13 protein-coding genes and 1 riboswitch are annotated in these 12,913 nt (G+C 58.0%); of the genes, 5 read left to right on the forward strand and 8 right to left on the reverse strand.

The genetic code is table 11. From position 1 onward, the window contains the following. Positions 1–46 precede the first annotated feature (46 nt). The 3 genes from ACIQT8_RS03575 to ACIQT8_RS03585 all read right to left on the reverse strand — a co-directional run bounded on the left by ACIQT8_RS03575 (position 47) and on the right by ACIQT8_RS03585 (position 2,041). Complete coding sequence (locus ACIQT8_RS03575; protein WP_400963536.1) at positions 47–601, reverse strand: hypothetical protein; 555 nt, start codon at positions 599–601, stop codon at positions 47–49. Positions 602–806: 205 nt separating this feature from the next. Further along, the gene (locus ACIQT8_RS03580; protein ID WP_400963539.1) at positions 807–1,553 is read right to left on the reverse strand and encodes an SDR family oxidoreductase; all 747 of its coding nucleotides are present in this window, start codon (positions 1,551–1,553) and stop codon (positions 807–809) included. A gap of 53 nt (positions 1,554–1,606) precedes the next feature. Beyond that, positions 1,607–2,041 carry a MarR family winged helix-turn-helix transcriptional regulator gene (locus tag ACIQT8_RS03585; protein WP_400963541.1) on the reverse strand — a complete coding sequence of 145 codons (435 nt, stop codon included), beginning with the start codon at positions 2,039–2,041 and terminating at the stop codon, positions 1,607–1,609. Positions 2,042–2,406: 365 nt separating this feature from the next. Between ACIQT8_RS03585 and ACIQT8_RS03590 the strand changes: the two genes are divergently transcribed. Continuing rightward, positions 2,407–3,744 carry an enoyl-acyl carrier protein reductase FabMG gene (locus ACIQT8_RS03590; protein ID WP_400963544.1) on the forward strand — a complete coding sequence of 446 codons (1,338 nt, stop codon included), beginning with the start codon at positions 2,407–2,409 and terminating at the stop codon, positions 3,742–3,744. A 231-nt stretch (positions 3,745–3,975) separates the two neighbouring features. Here the strand turns inward: ACIQT8_RS03590 and ACIQT8_RS03595 are convergent, their stop codons facing one another. Both ACIQT8_RS03595 and ACIQT8_RS03600 read right to left on the reverse strand, forming a co-directional pair. Further along, complete coding sequence (locus tag ACIQT8_RS03595; RefSeq protein WP_400963547.1) at positions 3,976–4,536, reverse strand: peroxiredoxin; 561 nt, start codon at positions 4,534–4,536, stop codon at positions 3,976–3,978. A gap of 168 nt (positions 4,537–4,704) precedes the next feature. Beyond that, positions 4,705–5,532 carry an oxidoreductase gene (locus ACIQT8_RS03600; RefSeq protein ID WP_400963549.1) on the reverse strand — a complete coding sequence of 276 codons (828 nt, stop codon included), beginning with the start codon at positions 5,530–5,532 and terminating at the stop codon, positions 4,705–4,707. Positions 5,533–5,607: 75 nt separating this feature from the next. Here ACIQT8_RS03600 and ACIQT8_RS03605 point away from each other — a divergent pair, with 75 nt between their 5' ends. Further along, positions 5,608–6,519, forward strand: a complete 912-nt coding sequence (locus tag ACIQT8_RS03605; protein ID WP_400963552.1) for an AraC family transcriptional regulator N-terminal domain-containing protein — start codon at positions 5,608–5,610, stop codon at positions 6,517–6,519. Positions 6,520–6,620: 101 nt separating this feature from the next. On the opposite strand, the gene ACIQT8_RS03610 is transcribed toward ACIQT8_RS03605, so the two are convergent. Further along, on the reverse strand, positions 6,621–7,187 hold the full coding sequence (locus ACIQT8_RS03610) for a TetR/AcrR family transcriptional regulator (protein WP_400963555.1): 567 nt from the start codon (positions 7,185–7,187) through the stop codon (positions 6,621–6,623). Between the two features lie 342 nt (positions 7,188–7,529). Between ACIQT8_RS03610 and dctP the strand changes: the two genes are divergently transcribed. Further along, entirely contained in the window at positions 7,530–8,528 is a 999-nt protein-coding gene (dctP, locus tag ACIQT8_RS03615; protein ID WP_400963558.1) for a TRAP transporter substrate-binding protein DctP, read from the forward strand. A gap of 78 nt (positions 8,529–8,606) precedes the next feature. Here the strand turns inward: dctP and ACIQT8_RS03620 are convergent, their stop codons facing one another. Both ACIQT8_RS03620 and ACIQT8_RS03625 read right to left on the reverse strand, forming a co-directional pair. Beyond that, positions 8,607–9,494: a LysR family transcriptional regulator gene (locus tag ACIQT8_RS03620; RefSeq protein ID WP_400963561.1), complete on the reverse strand. Its 888-nt coding sequence runs from the start codon at positions 9,492–9,494 to the stop codon at positions 8,607–8,609. 2 nt (positions 9,495–9,496) lie between these two features. Further along, on the reverse strand, positions 9,497–10,333 hold the full coding sequence (locus tag ACIQT8_RS03625) for an acyl-CoA thioesterase (RefSeq protein ID WP_400963564.1): 837 nt from the start codon (positions 10,331–10,333) through the stop codon (positions 9,497–9,499). Positions 10,334–10,431: 98 nt separating this feature from the next. Then, positions 10,432–10,635: riboswitch (cobalamin riboswitch) on the reverse strand. A 222-nt stretch (positions 10,636–10,857) separates the two neighbouring features. On the opposite strand from ACIQT8_RS03625, the gene ACIQT8_RS03630 reads away from it, so the two are divergent. Further along, positions 10,858–11,841 (forward strand): DUF1852 domain-containing protein, encoded by a 984-nt coding sequence (locus tag ACIQT8_RS03630; RefSeq protein WP_400963567.1) that lies wholly within the window; start codon positions 10,858–10,860, stop codon positions 11,839–11,841. A 29-nt stretch (positions 11,842–11,870) separates the two neighbouring features. Continuing rightward, positions 11,871–12,899, forward strand: coding sequence for a methionine synthase (locus ACIQT8_RS03635; RefSeq protein ID WP_400963570.1), 1,029 nt, complete (start codon positions 11,871–11,873; stop codon positions 12,897–12,899). Positions 12,900–12,913 lie beyond the last annotated feature (14 nt).

The following is a 12,913-nucleotide window of genomic DNA, read 5'->3' on the forward strand; positions in this document are numbered from 1 at the left end:
TCTGGCAGATATCTCGCCGGTGTCAGGCCGTTCAGCGCTGAGGCGCTCAGATCTTCCCGCTTATCCATAGGATGGAGATGATGAGGCCGCCGATTGTCATGGCCGAAGACATGATCGTTGCCAGGATAAGGGCGACAAGCGTTAGTGCGGAGACAGGGGAAGACACTTCCAGCAGATAGTTCGGGCGTATCGTCTCGGGATTGTCGCAGGTAATCAGGATTTCGCCTGGCGCCGTGCACTCGAATGAACCGAGCGGCACGGATTGTTTCCCCGCCATATCAGTTCTCTGAACGCGAAAAAGCGAACGTCCGTAGGATCGATAATCCAGCGGTACTTTGCCGGGAAATGTGGTGACGGAAAACCGGGCGGAGAAATGGGACACGCCGGTGAAGAAGGTGAAAGGCGGGATCAGGACGTTGATAACGTAGCGGTCCGGCCGGGGTATCGTCAGTTTGCATGGGGCTTCACCCGCCGAAAACCGCACCCTTACTTTTGGAAAGATCACCCGTGCCAGCATGGCGATGCAACGGACCAGGAAATAGGCGCCAACGAGCATGGCCACAGGGGCGAGCAGATGGAAAGACATGCTTGGGAAGGTCACTATCAATCTCTGGAAACAACAATGCCCCATCGTAAATGATGTGTCTTATCAAACGCAACGACCGATGTTCGTTCAGCACCGCAGGCCCGAACCACACATCACAGCCACCGCGGGACGTCATATTCCGTTTTCAATACAGGGCAGGGCGTTCAGAAAACCGGGAGGCGGAACGGATCTGTCACGCTCCCCGGCATCGACCCGCATGTCACCAGTTTTTCTGAACCAGTTCGCCCTGTGGCGAACAGCTGTAAAAGCCGGCCGATGGTCCGAACGCGTGAGCCATTGCCAGTGCGACGGCCGGGCGTGCGCCAATTTCAGGCGGGTGCCCGGCGCCGTTCCCCGTCATGTCAGTGGATGTCAGGCCCGGATCTACCGCATTCACCTTGATCCCTTCGCGATCGAGTTCTTTTGCCAGCTTCACGGTCAGCATGTTGAGCGCCGTCTTTGATGCGCAGTAACCGCCAAACCCCACACTCCATGTCTCGCTTCGCATATCGAGAGAATCTGCGAGCGAACTGAGGCCGCTGCTCATCATGACGATCCGCGCCGCCTCTGATCTGCGCAGCAATGGCAGGAAGGCCTGAGTGACGCGTAATGCGCCAAACACGTTGGTCTCGAACATCCGCCTGATCTCATCGATCGATTCCTCCGCTAGGGAAGGCGGTGGTCCGAACATGAGCCCGGCGTTATTGACCAGAACATCGAGACTGCCCGTCTCGCTGTCGATGGTTTGAACGGCGGCGGCAACGCTTGCCTCATCCGTCACATCGAGCTGGACTGCACGCGCTTCAATGCCCTCGCTCTGCAATTGGTGCGCCGCCGCATCTGCGCGCGACAAATCCCTGCATCCAAGCCAGACCAGCAGGCCATTCGTGCCAAGCTGCCGGGCAATGGCGAGGCCGATGCCTTTGTTTGCGCCTGTGACGAGTGCGGAAGACGGTGCCTTGCTCATTTCATATCCCTGACAGTTTCGGTGTCAGCGATATACTACGAATCTCGTATTATTCAATTATCGTATTTTGCGATTTTGTCCGTCAGACGAAGAAACGCAATCCGATCAGTATCATCGAGCGCCTCGAGCATTGCCCGGCAGGAGGCTCTGTAACCGTCCATGTAACCCGCGACAGCGTCTTTCCCATTTTGTGTGAGTGTGAGAGCGACCGATCGACGGTCGGCCTCTGGCCTGTTCCGCTCGATCATGTCCCGGCGCACCAGCCGGTCAGCCGAGGACGACATTGTCGTCAGCGCAACCTGAATGTGGCGCGCGACGTCTCCCAGGCTGCATTCGGGACGTTCGTTGATGAACAGAAGGACCTGGATGTCGAGCGCATTAAGCCCGTTCTGCATCGCGGCGGCCGCCTCGGCCACCTTGAACCGGCGGGTGAAGCGCTCAAAAGCGATGGCAAGTTGTTCGGTTTGTTCGACTGTGGGTTCTGTCATTCCCGGTATTAAGCATTTCCGCATCGTAAACGTAAGCCTCGGGCGAGAGGATATCTCCCTTGTCCATGCCTTGTGCGAATCGAGCGTGCACATGTCTCGAACCGAGGTGAAGATGTAGCATCTCCCGCTCGGACGGCCTTTTCGACGTGGTTTTCAGGCGCCGCAGACAGAGTGCCATTTTCACGAAAAAAGAGCGCGGATCGCCTGCAATCGGGCGGCGGGGCGGGGAACAATTCGGGTGGCGCTCACGTTATGCGATGCTCTGTAACCCAATATGAATTCCCAAGACGCGCGAATTTGGGCATCACATGATCCAGAAGTCGGTTAGCCGACGCTCGAAGTCTTGAATGAAGAATGTTTGAAAAATGAAAAACTCGTCCTCTCAGCAGCAGCTTCCCGAAAACACTGTTTTCAAGAGCGGTGATATCTTCGTCCTTTTTGGCGAACTATTCGGACGTGGTTACGCCACGGGACTGCTCGATGAAGCGCGCAAGGCGGGAATGAAGATCGTCGGCATCACGGTCGGCCGTCGCAACGAAGACAACACTCTGCGTCCGCTTGACGCGGAAGAGCTGGCAGCGGCCGAAGAGCGGCTGGGCGGCAAGATCATCAATATCCCGCTCATGGCAGGTTTTGATCTCGATGCCCCGGAAGGCGGACAGACGCCAACCGATCTTCTGGCAGACATGTCGCTTACAAGCTGGGAAGACGACAAGCTCGACTGGAGCTATATCGAGCAATGTCAGAACATTTCCGCCAAGCGTTTCACGGATGCGCTGACGCAGGTGATGGCCGAACTCGACGGGATGATCGGCAAGGGTCAGAACGTGTTTTTCGCGCACACGATGGCGGGCGGCATACCGAAAGCAAAGGTGTTCCTGGTTCTCGCAAACCGTATCTACAAGGGCACCGGGGCAAGGCACATGTCGTCTCAGGCGCTCATCGAGAGTGATCTGGGCAAGCTGATCCTGAAGAATTTCGACGCGGTGTCGGCAGATACGTTCGGCCACCTGATCGAATTCAGCTCTGCCATTCGTGAGCGTGTGGAAGCGTCTGGTTGCCAGGTCCGCTACACGGCCTATGGCTATCACGGCAGCGAAATCCTCATCGATGGCGAATATCGCTGGCAGACCTACACCAACTATACGCAGGGCTACGCAAAGATGCGGCTCGAGGGTATAGCCGAGCGGGCATGGGCGGCCGGCATCAAGGCATCCGTCTATAATTGCCCGGAAATCCGGACGAACTCTTCCGACGTGTTCACGGGTATCGAACTGCCTTTGATCCCGCTTCTCCTGGCTTTGAAAAAAGAAGGCGGCGCGGAATGGGCGCGAGAACAATGGCAGGCATGCCAGGCTCTGCTGGCCGATAACGTCACCCTCGACGACGTTATGGACAAGATCAGAACCATGCAGGCCAGCGATGTGATGATCCCGTTCTACAATTTCTCGGCATGGCCGATGCCGAACAGCCAGGCTCAGGCCGATCTCACCATCGGCACGTCACACGAGATCACGCAGATGCACCGCGATGGCAAGTCACTGATCAGTGACCACCTGAGCACATTTGTGGTGGAAGCAACCGGGCAGTTGATTTTCAGATCGTCCAGCGCACCTACCGGACCGGTGCAATGGCTCAATCACGATATCGTCGCCCGACAGCTCAACGCGACCCACGACCGGGCGCGCAGCAAGGCGGCGTGATAAGCCGCCATCTAACGAGAATCTCCAGACATGAATCAGACCCTTCGCGAACCACATCTCGAAGGGTCTTTTTTGATGGATGTTACGCGACAGTCGTGTCGGCGCTCTCGTTGATACGAGCCCGGGAAAGCTGGACCCGTTCCTTGCGTCCGCCCTTTAAAAACATGCCATCGGCCGGCATAATTCCAAGGACACTGAAAGCCGGGGCTGGCAACGCTGGCATTGATCGGTTCAGGAATTTCTATTGGCTTTCAACCAGGCAATCACGGCATCGGCATTGTTTTCTGGCGGATGAACGGGGTAGAAGACGTGCCTGATCATGCCTGTCTCGATAATCATCGTCAGCCTTTTCAGCAATGTCATGCCGCCAGCCTGGAACGTTGGCAGACGAAGGGCTGATGCCAGACGAAGCGAATGGTCGGAGAGGAGGGGAAAGGGCAGGTGAAGCCGTTCTGCCGCTTCTCGTTGATAGTCCGTGGTCTGCGTGGAAAGGCCAAACAGATGCGTTGCTCCCAGGGCCTTCAATTCGGCGAAATGGTCCCGGAAGGCGCAGGATTGCGGTGTGCACCCTCTCGCACCGGGAATGGCATCCCATCCATCAATCGCCTTGCCTCCGGGCGGGCTTGTCCTGGGATAGGCATAGACCACCGACAAGCCCGGTCCGCGAAGATTAACGGCCGTACCATCCGTTGCCTCCAGCACGACATCAGGCAATTCCATGCCAGACAAATGCCTGGCTGCCCCGTCATCGTGTGGTGTCAGTAATGCCTCATCCTGATCGCGTTCAACCATTACCGTCCGTTGCCCTTCCTGTCTGTCAATTCAGCAAAACTAGACAATTTCCATGCCGTCGCAATGTGTGAGAATTGATGCGTAGCCGGCTTTTTTTCTGGATGGCTTTCGGCCCGAAGCGGTCGCAGCCTCGGGCCGAGATATGGCGCGGTCTGGCGCGCCGCTCCGTCAACCGTCTGTCGAACGGGTGAGCGGCTCCCAGTCGTCTATCTCCTGCAGCATCGCCTGAAGCCGCTTGCGGACCAGACCAAGGGCATCGCTGCCGAGAAGCAGTTGCGGTGGGGGATTTTCGGAGGCGACAAGGGTCAGGACCGCATCGGCAAGTTTCTCCGGATCGCCGAGTTGCGCGCCGTGCTTGTTCTGTCGCGCCGCGCGGATCGGATCAAACAGCGCGTCATACTCCGCGATGGAGCGCTCTGTGCGGACCATGGAGCGTCCGGCCCAGTCAGTGCGGAAGGAGCCGGGGCAGAGCGCTGTTACATGTACTCCGAATGGCGCCATCTCGGCACGCATCACCTCGGATATGCCCTGCAACGCAAACTTGCTGCCGCAGTAATAGGCAATACCCGGCATGGTGATCAGGCCACCCATGGAGGTGACGTTGACGACGAACCCCGAGCGCCGCTTACGGAACCGCGGCAGGAAAGCCTTGGCCACAGCGACCGCGCCGAACACGTTGACGTCGAACTGGCGCTGCATCTCGGACAGCGGGGATTCCTCCAGCACTCCCTCGTGCCCGTAACCGGCATTGTTGATCAGGACATCGACCGGGCCGAAGTCGTCCTCGGCCTGCTGGACGGTTGCCTCGATGCGGTCGAAATCGGTAACGTCGCACAATACGGCGTGGGATCGGGGAAGACGCTCGCTGAGAGCGGAGCGCGCCGCCTCCGAGCGAACCGTGCCGATCACCTCATGTCCGGCCTCAAGCGCTGCCCTGGCAACGGCGAACCCGAATCCCGAATTGGCGCCAGTGATGAAGAAAGTCCTGGCAGTCATGAAAGAGCCCTCACTTTTGCTTTTCGATGAATTGACAGATAGTCTGGGTGTTCGAGGCAAAATAGTGCAGATCCTATGATAGAATTGCTCAATCCTATTGATGTTGACGATCTCACGGCGCAGGCGTCTAAGCTCGCGTCGCGCCCCGGCTACAATCCCACGGCGTTGGCTGGCATGCGCGTCCTGCGCTCCGAAGCCATTCTGGAGGACGTGCCTGTGCTGTATCGGCCCGGTGCAGTCTTTGTGCTGCAGGGCGCGAAACAGGGTTTTCTGGATGGGCAGGTCTATCGCTACGATGCCGATCATTACCTAGGCGTGTCGGTGCCAGTTCCATTCCGGATGGCGTCGCAAGCCAGCCCTGAACGGCCCTTGCTGGCACTTTATGTCGAATTCGACCTGCCTCTTGCGGCAGAGATTGCCGTGATGCTGGAGGAGCGGGGAAACCCCGTGCAGGAGCAGGCCCGCAGCCTTGTTTCAAGCCCGATAACGCCGAGGATGCGGGAGCTTTTGAGCAGGACCTTTCAGGTGCTCGCCGATCCGCAGGAAAGTGCTATTCTTGGGCCCGGCCTGAAGCGGGAACTGCACTATCTGGTGCTCGTCGGCCCGCAGGGAAATGTTCTACGGGCGGCCCTGCGCCAACGGGGGACCACCGGCCGGATCGTTGAAAGTCTCGCGCGCATTCGCGCCTCGTTCTCCTCGGGACTTTCCGTGCCGGCTCTGGCCGCCGAGGCCGGAATGAGTGTTCCGTCCTACCACGCCCACTTCAAGGCCCTGACAGGCACATCGCCGGTTCGCTACCTCAAGGCAATGCGACTGCACGAAGCGCGCCTGATGATCGCCCGCAACCATGGTCCCGTGGCCACGGTCGCAGCCGAAGTCGGCTATGCGAGCGCCGCCCATTTCAGCCGCGATTTTCGCCAGTATTTCGGGCGCAGTGCCACCGAGGAAGCCCGCTGGATGAGGGCACATCTAGGCGAAGCCACGTGACGACAGGCCCGGAAACCATGGTCGTTCAAGCGCAATTCATTTTCTTGCCCAATCCGACCTGGCCGGTGTCTCCTTTCGGCCCAAAGCGGTCATTCTGATCGTCAGATTTGCGCGGCCGCCCTCAGATATGCCCGCGACAGCAATCGCGCCTCCTCGCGAAAACCGTCAAGTATCTCTGGGCCGGAAGCCAGATTGGCAAAGCTTCCCCGCGAAATACCGGCCAACGCCGAAAGCAGGGTGAACGATACCTTCCTCGGCTCCGTGAAAGAAGCATCCGAGGCGTTGGCGAGCACCCGGACAACGGCGTTCACAAGTCTTACATGTATATCGGGGGACATCTTGAACTGATCGATGGCGCCCGCGACGCGATAGAGAGCGATTGTTGCGTCCGGCCGCGCGACCTTTACGGAGACATAGGCATCCGCGATGCTTTCAGCCAGCTCTTCCAGCGGCCGGCCATTCGCTGCAATATCCACGCGCTCCAGCGCCTCAGCCACTTCTTCGAAATGACGTAGAAGGATGGCGAACAGCAAAGCCTCTTTGTTGGGGAAGTACTGGTACAGCGTTCCAACCGAAACGCCGCCGCGTTCCGCCACCCGCGTGGTGGTCAGCCGCGATAACCCTTCGCTCAGCAAAACCTGAATGGCGGCTTCGTGGATCGCTTCCACGGTGACCCCCGATCGCGATTGAACCGGGGTTTTCCGGGGTTTTAGACGTTGCGGCACAACCTGAGAGGCGTCTTTCAAAATGCGAATTCCTAACTGAAGGATCATTCAGATATATATATGGGCATTCCCCGATCAAGTGAGGGGTCAAAGGAACCTTGTCATATGGCTCCAGATGATCGGAGCGTTTCTTGACAGGCAAGACACTCTTTCCCCGGCTCGCGTCAGGGTTAACATGAAGGTACCGATATGACCGAATTCAGCAAAGGCTCCATCGGAAACGGGTTCAGCCGCAGGATGTTTATCGCCTCGGCGATTGGCGCGGCCGCATCTACGTCATCGATCGTGAACGCCGCCGCTCAGGGGAGCACCAGGGCTACCCGCACTCTGAGGTTTAGTGATCACGAACCGCTTGGCGGAATGCGCACACGATTTCTCAAAGATGTCGTATTCCCGGCAATCGAGAAGGAGTCGAACGGCCGCCTAAAAATCAAGGATCACTGGAACGGCGAGATTGCAGCCGCCTATGATGCATTGGGTGCCGTCACGAAGGGCACAACCGACATCGGTACGGTGGTGCCGGAATATACGGCCAAGCAGATGCCGCTGCACCAGATATTTAAAAGCTTCATCCGAGGCCCCATCGGCGGCCGACAGATTGAATTCTTTGATCGCGTCTATTCGGAAATTCCCGCTTTCCCAGCAGAACTCGACGACAATAACATTGTTCAAATCTACTTCGGTACAGGGTACCCGGTCGCATTTTTCAGCAACGAGCCGATGGTCGACCTCGATAAGCTGAAGGGTGGCCGATGGCGGTCTGCAAGTTTCTGGCATCTGGATTTTCTCAGGAATTACGGGGCAACTCCCGTCACCATGCACTGGGGACCAGAAATCCCGGCTGCCCTGAGGGCGAAGACGCTCGACGGCCTGATGGTGAACGTCGACAGCGGCTACATGCTGAAGGTACACGAAAGCGCGCCCCATGTTCTGGTTTCAAAGGACCTGTGGCTGGGTCATGTTTACATCCTCGCTATGAACAAGGACGTCTGGAAAAGCCTTGCCCAGGAAGACCAGGACGCCATCATCCGGGCCGCCCGGAAATCCTATGCGGGATTGGATGCGGTCATGGGCGAAAGCTTCGACACACAATTGGAAGATTTGAAGAAGGCAGGTGCGACCGTACGTGTGCTCACTGCCGAAGAGGTAAAACAGTTCGAAGCCGCAACCAGATACAAGGATGTTCAGTCCGCGTGGGCCCAAGGCCAGCAAGCCGAGGGTATCGCCAATGTTGCCCCTGCCATCGAGAGCGTTTCATCTATCATGGCTGATTTCATCGAGTAGAATATCCTGCGGCAGCTTTTGGCGCGATGCCGCCGTAACCACATTCGGCCGCAAGCGGTCACTCATCCCTCCAACGCGTCAGGCTGATGTCTGGCGTGATGTTGCGAGAAATCCTGCGATGAAATCGACAGTGTCGTCACCATCCCTGAAACCGAGATGGATGCTTTTGCGGATGCCCAGTTGGCCGATGCGGACGGGATGGACACCGAGTGTTGCGGCTTCGCGACGCACGAGCCAGTTCGGGATGGCGCTGACGCCGCGACCTGCCGCGACGAGCTGAAGCATCATTTCCGTTGTCTCGACATTGCGGTGGTGGCGCGGGCGGGCGTTGGCGGGCACGAGGAACTGCGTGAAGACATCCAGCCGCTCCGGCGGTACCGGATAGGTAAACAGCGTCTCATCCAGCAGGTCGGCAGCTTCGGCATGAGGTTTCTGCGCCAGCGGGTGACCGGCCGGAACGGCGAGCACCAGTTCGTAATCGAACACCGACAGATACTGGATACCGGGTGCTTCGATCGGGTCGGGTGTGATCAGGATGTCGATCTCGTACCCCGTCAGTGCTGCCACGCCACCGAAGGCGAAGGATGTCGTGAGTTCCAGATCGACGTCCGGCCAGTCCATGAGATAGGGTTTGGTCACCCCCACCAGCCACTGATGGCAGGGATGGCATTCCATGCCGATCTTCAGGGAACCTCGCTGGCCATGGCGATAATCCGACAGCACATTTTCAGCCCTTTCGATCTGCGGAAGAACACGCTGTGCCAGCCGGACGATGTAGCGGCCGGCCTCGGTGAGACGCAGGTTGCGCCCGTATTTTTCCCACATCGCCACACCGTAGCGCTCTTCAAGTTTGCGGATCGTATGGCTGAGCGCAGACTGCGAGACGTTCAGCCGTTCCGCCGCAGCCGTCAGGCTGCCGAGGCGGTCGACTTCACGCAGGATCGAAAGATGTTGCCTGTCCAGCATGATTATTCCCACCCCTTGTCAAAGAGCGCTCTCACCGCAGAAGCGCCGTCGCGGACAGGAACTGGCCGGTGGTCCCTGTCGACCGCGACCATGGTGAAGTGTCCGGTCGCGGTAATGTGCCTTTCGCCCGTCATCAGGTTTTCGGACCAGAGTTTTGTCTGGATGGACATCGAACTCTTGCCCACGCGTTCGACCCGTGCCTCTGCCTCGACGATTTCACCGATCTCTATTGCTCGCGTGAAGTCGATGCGCTCGGACGACGCCAGCACCACCATCTGGCCGCAGTAGCGTGACGCTGCGACGAAAGCGGCCTTGGTCATGTAGGCGATTGCATCGCCCCCGAACATCCGGCCGACGCTGTTTGCCTGATCCGGAAAGACGATCTCGACCATGGCAACCACGTCGCTCGTCTCTGGCGCTTCCTCCGGGAGCAGGGCAGGCAAGGCGTAATGCGCGGCGTGCTCGCACTCCGGCACAGCGACCATATGGAAGACCCCGCGTGTGCAGGTGTTTCGCTCCCGGCCGACAATGGTTTCCGCCACCATTTCCACCTCGACCGTCAGGGAGCGGCGACCTGCCTTGACGGGTTTGGCGCTGAATTCGATGACGTGCCCTATGCGGGCCGGCTGCCTGAAATCAATGCGCTCGCAGGATGCGGTGACGAAGGGTGCCCGACCGAACCTCGTGGCCGCGATGAAGGCAACGCGATCCATGAGAGCAAGACCGGTTCCCCCGAAAAGGGTGCCGTGATGGTTGGTGTCTCCGGGAAAGACAATATCGATGAGGCGGGTTGTGGAGCCGTGCTGCGCACGCTTTCCTGTTGTCGGTGTCTCAGTCATCGGCCTTGCCATCAGGTTGCGGCCGGGCAGTGGCATGACGCAAAGACGAAGGCAGCAGAATGCCCATCGCGAAAGCGGCACTCCGGGACACCCCGCCCGTGGACGTTATCTATCGCGGCAGGTCTCCTGGCTTGCGGGTCGTTGCTTCGGTCCGTCTTCCCGAGGCAGGCCTCAGTGACTTCGATGGACTTTCGCTCGCCGCTTACAGTTGCGGGGGCAGCTTCGGTTTCAGGCAAAACCCTCACCGAATTCCCTCTTAGCTCCGGATTTGCATCCGCAGAACCACGATGACGAACCAATGTCGCATGTCGCAGAAATGGTCAAGGCATCTGCCACCGCGACCTCGCATCCACTCATGAAGCTGGCTCATGCTTCGATGAGATAATACCAATTTTTCCAGATCAGCGGCTCAGGCATAAGTCAGGCATGGCTCTCAACGACGGAGAGCATGACATCTGCTGACCGAGAGAACCGACAAAGCACGCCATTCAGGTTCTGTTCCGCGATGAGGACAACACAACGCCATGACCAAAGACCTCACCTTCACGATCAAGCGTCTTGCCTTTGACGAGGATTATTGCCCGTCTGAAAGCACCCGGATCACCACCAACTTTGCCAATCTGGCAAGGGGTGAGAACCGGCGGGACAATCTTCGCAACGCCTTGAGGATGATCGACAATCGTTTCAACGCCCTGGCGCACTGGGATAACCCCAGAGGCGATCGATATTCTATCGAGCTCGACATCATATCCGTTGAGATGAATGTCGGCGCTGAAGACCACGGCGACGCATTCCCGATGATCGAGATATTGAAGACGACGATCATCGATCAAAAAACCGGCGACCGCATCGAGGGTATCGTCGGAAACAATTTCTCCTCCTATGTCCGGGATTACGACTTCAGCGTGGTGCTGCCCGAGCACAACAGGGGGAGGTCCGAGTTCAGTACGCCGGACAATTTCGGTGATCTGCACGGAAACCTTTTCAAAAGTTTCCTGAACTCGGATGCCTACAGGCAGCATTTTCAGAAGCCGCCGGTGATATGCCTGAGTGCGTCGAGCAGCAAAACATATCGTCGGACCGGAAATCAGCATCCGGTACTGGGTATCGAATACCAGCAGGATGAACTGTCTTCGACGGACCTCTATTTCCAGAAAATGGGATTGCAGGTCCGATTTTTCATGCCGCCGAACAGCGTCGCGCCTTTCGCCCTATATTTCGTCGGCGACCTCTTGGCCGACTACACCAATCTTGAACTCATCAGCACCATCAGCACGATGGAGACGTTCCAGAAGATCTATCGGCCCGAAATCTACAACGCCAACTCAGCCGCCGGGGCCTGTTATCAGCCAAGCCTGAAGAACCAGGACTATTCCCTGACGCGAATTGTCTACGATCGCGAAGAACGTAGCCGGCTGGCTGTCGAACAAGGACGCTTTGCCGAGGAGCACTTCATCAAACCCTACAGAGCCATTCTCGAGCAATGGTCGGCCAATCACGCCCGCTGACGAAACCCATGAACATAAGGTCGCATAACATGAAAAGACTGTTGCCCACGTCAACCGCCGGCAGCCTGCCCAAACCCTCCTGGCTGGCACAACCCGAGAAACTCTGGTCGCCCTGGAAACTGCAGGATGATGAACTCGTCGAGGGCAAGCGGGATGCCCTGCGTCTTTCTCTCGACGATCAGTTACAGGCGGGGATCGATATCGTCAGCGACGGCGAGCAGACGCGCCAGCACTTTGTGACGACGTTTGTCGAACACCTCAGCGGCGTCGATTTCGAAAAACGCGAGACGGTCCGGATTCGCAATCGCTACGATGCCAGCGTTCCGACGGTCGTTGGCGCTGTGTCTCGCCCAAAACCGGTCTTTGTGGAAGACGCCAGGTTCCTGCGCCAGCAGACCACGCAGCCCATAAAATGGGCCTTGCCTGGCCCCATGACGATGATCGATACGCTCTATGATGCCCACTACAAAAGCCGCGAAAAGCTGGCCTGGGAATTCGCCACGATCCTCAATGAGGAGGCGAGGGAACTGGAAGCCGCCGGTGTCGATATCATCCAGTTCGACGAGCCCGCATTCAATGTCTTCTTTGACGAAGTGAACGATTGGGGTGTTGCCACTCTCGAAAGGGCAATCGAAGGGCTCAAGTGCGAAACCGCCGTCCACATCTGCTATGGCTACGGCATCAAGGCCAATACGGATTGGAAAAAGACCTTGGGGTCGGAGTGGCGGCAATATGAGGAATCCTTCCCCAAGCTGCAGAAATCCGGTGTCGATCTGATCTCGCTGGAGTGCCACAACTCGCACGTTCCGATCGATCTGATCGAACTCCTTCGCGGTAAAAAAGTCATGGTCGGAGCCATCGACGTGGCAAGCAACACAATCGAGACCCCTGAAGAGGTCGCCGACACGCTGCGAAAAGCCCTGCAGTTCGTCGATGCCGACAAGCTTTACCCCTGCACCAATTGCGGCATGGCTCCGCTGTCTCGTCAGATCGCAAGAGGCAAACTGAATGCCCTGGGCGCCGGGGCGGAAATCATCCGAAGAGAACTGTCGGCCTAGCGCTGACCGTTCAA

The sequence above is a fragment of the Agrobacterium sp. NPDC090273 genome (assembly GCF_044772305.1).
Taxonomy (GTDB): domain Bacteria; phylum Pseudomonadota; class Alphaproteobacteria; order Rhizobiales; family Rhizobiaceae; genus Agrobacterium.

Bases quoted from the DNA above. Each gene is read 5' to 3' on its own strand.
- ACIQT8_RS03580 (WP_400963539.1), bottom strand. From the start codon at position 1,553: ATGAGCAAGGCACCGTCTTCCGCACTCGTCACAGGCGCAAACAAAGGC.
- ACIQT8_RS03620 (WP_400963561.1), bottom strand. From the start codon at position 9,494: ATGCTGGACAGGCAACATCTTTCGATCCTGCGTGAAGTCGACCGCCTC.
- ACIQT8_RS03625 (WP_400963564.1), bottom strand. From the start codon at position 10,333: ATGACTGAGACACCGACAACAGGAAAGCGTGCGCAGCACGGCTCCACA.
- ACIQT8_RS03585 (WP_400963541.1), bottom strand. From the start codon at position 2,041: ATGACAGAACCCACAGTCGAACAAACCGAACAACTTGCCATCGCTTTT.
- ACIQT8_RS03600 (WP_400963549.1), bottom strand. From the start codon at position 5,532: ATGACTGCCAGGACTTTCTTCATCACTGGCGCCAATTCGGGATTCGGG.
- ACIQT8_RS03635 (WP_400963570.1), top strand. From the start codon at position 11,871: ATGAAAAGACTGTTGCCCACGTCAACCGCCGGCAGCCTGCCCAAACCC.
- ACIQT8_RS03595 (WP_400963547.1), bottom strand. From the start codon at position 4,536: ATGGTTGAACGCGATCAGGATGAGGCATTACTGACACCACACGATGAC.
- ACIQT8_RS03605 (WP_400963552.1), top strand. From the start codon at position 5,608: ATGATAGAATTGCTCAATCCTATTGATGTTGACGATCTCACGGCGCAG.
- ACIQT8_RS03630 (WP_400963567.1), top strand. From the start codon at position 10,858: ATGACCAAAGACCTCACCTTCACGATCAAGCGTCTTGCCTTTGACGAG.
- ACIQT8_RS03590 (WP_400963544.1), top strand. From the start codon at position 2,407: ATGAAAAACTCGTCCTCTCAGCAGCAGCTTCCCGAAAACACTGTTTTC.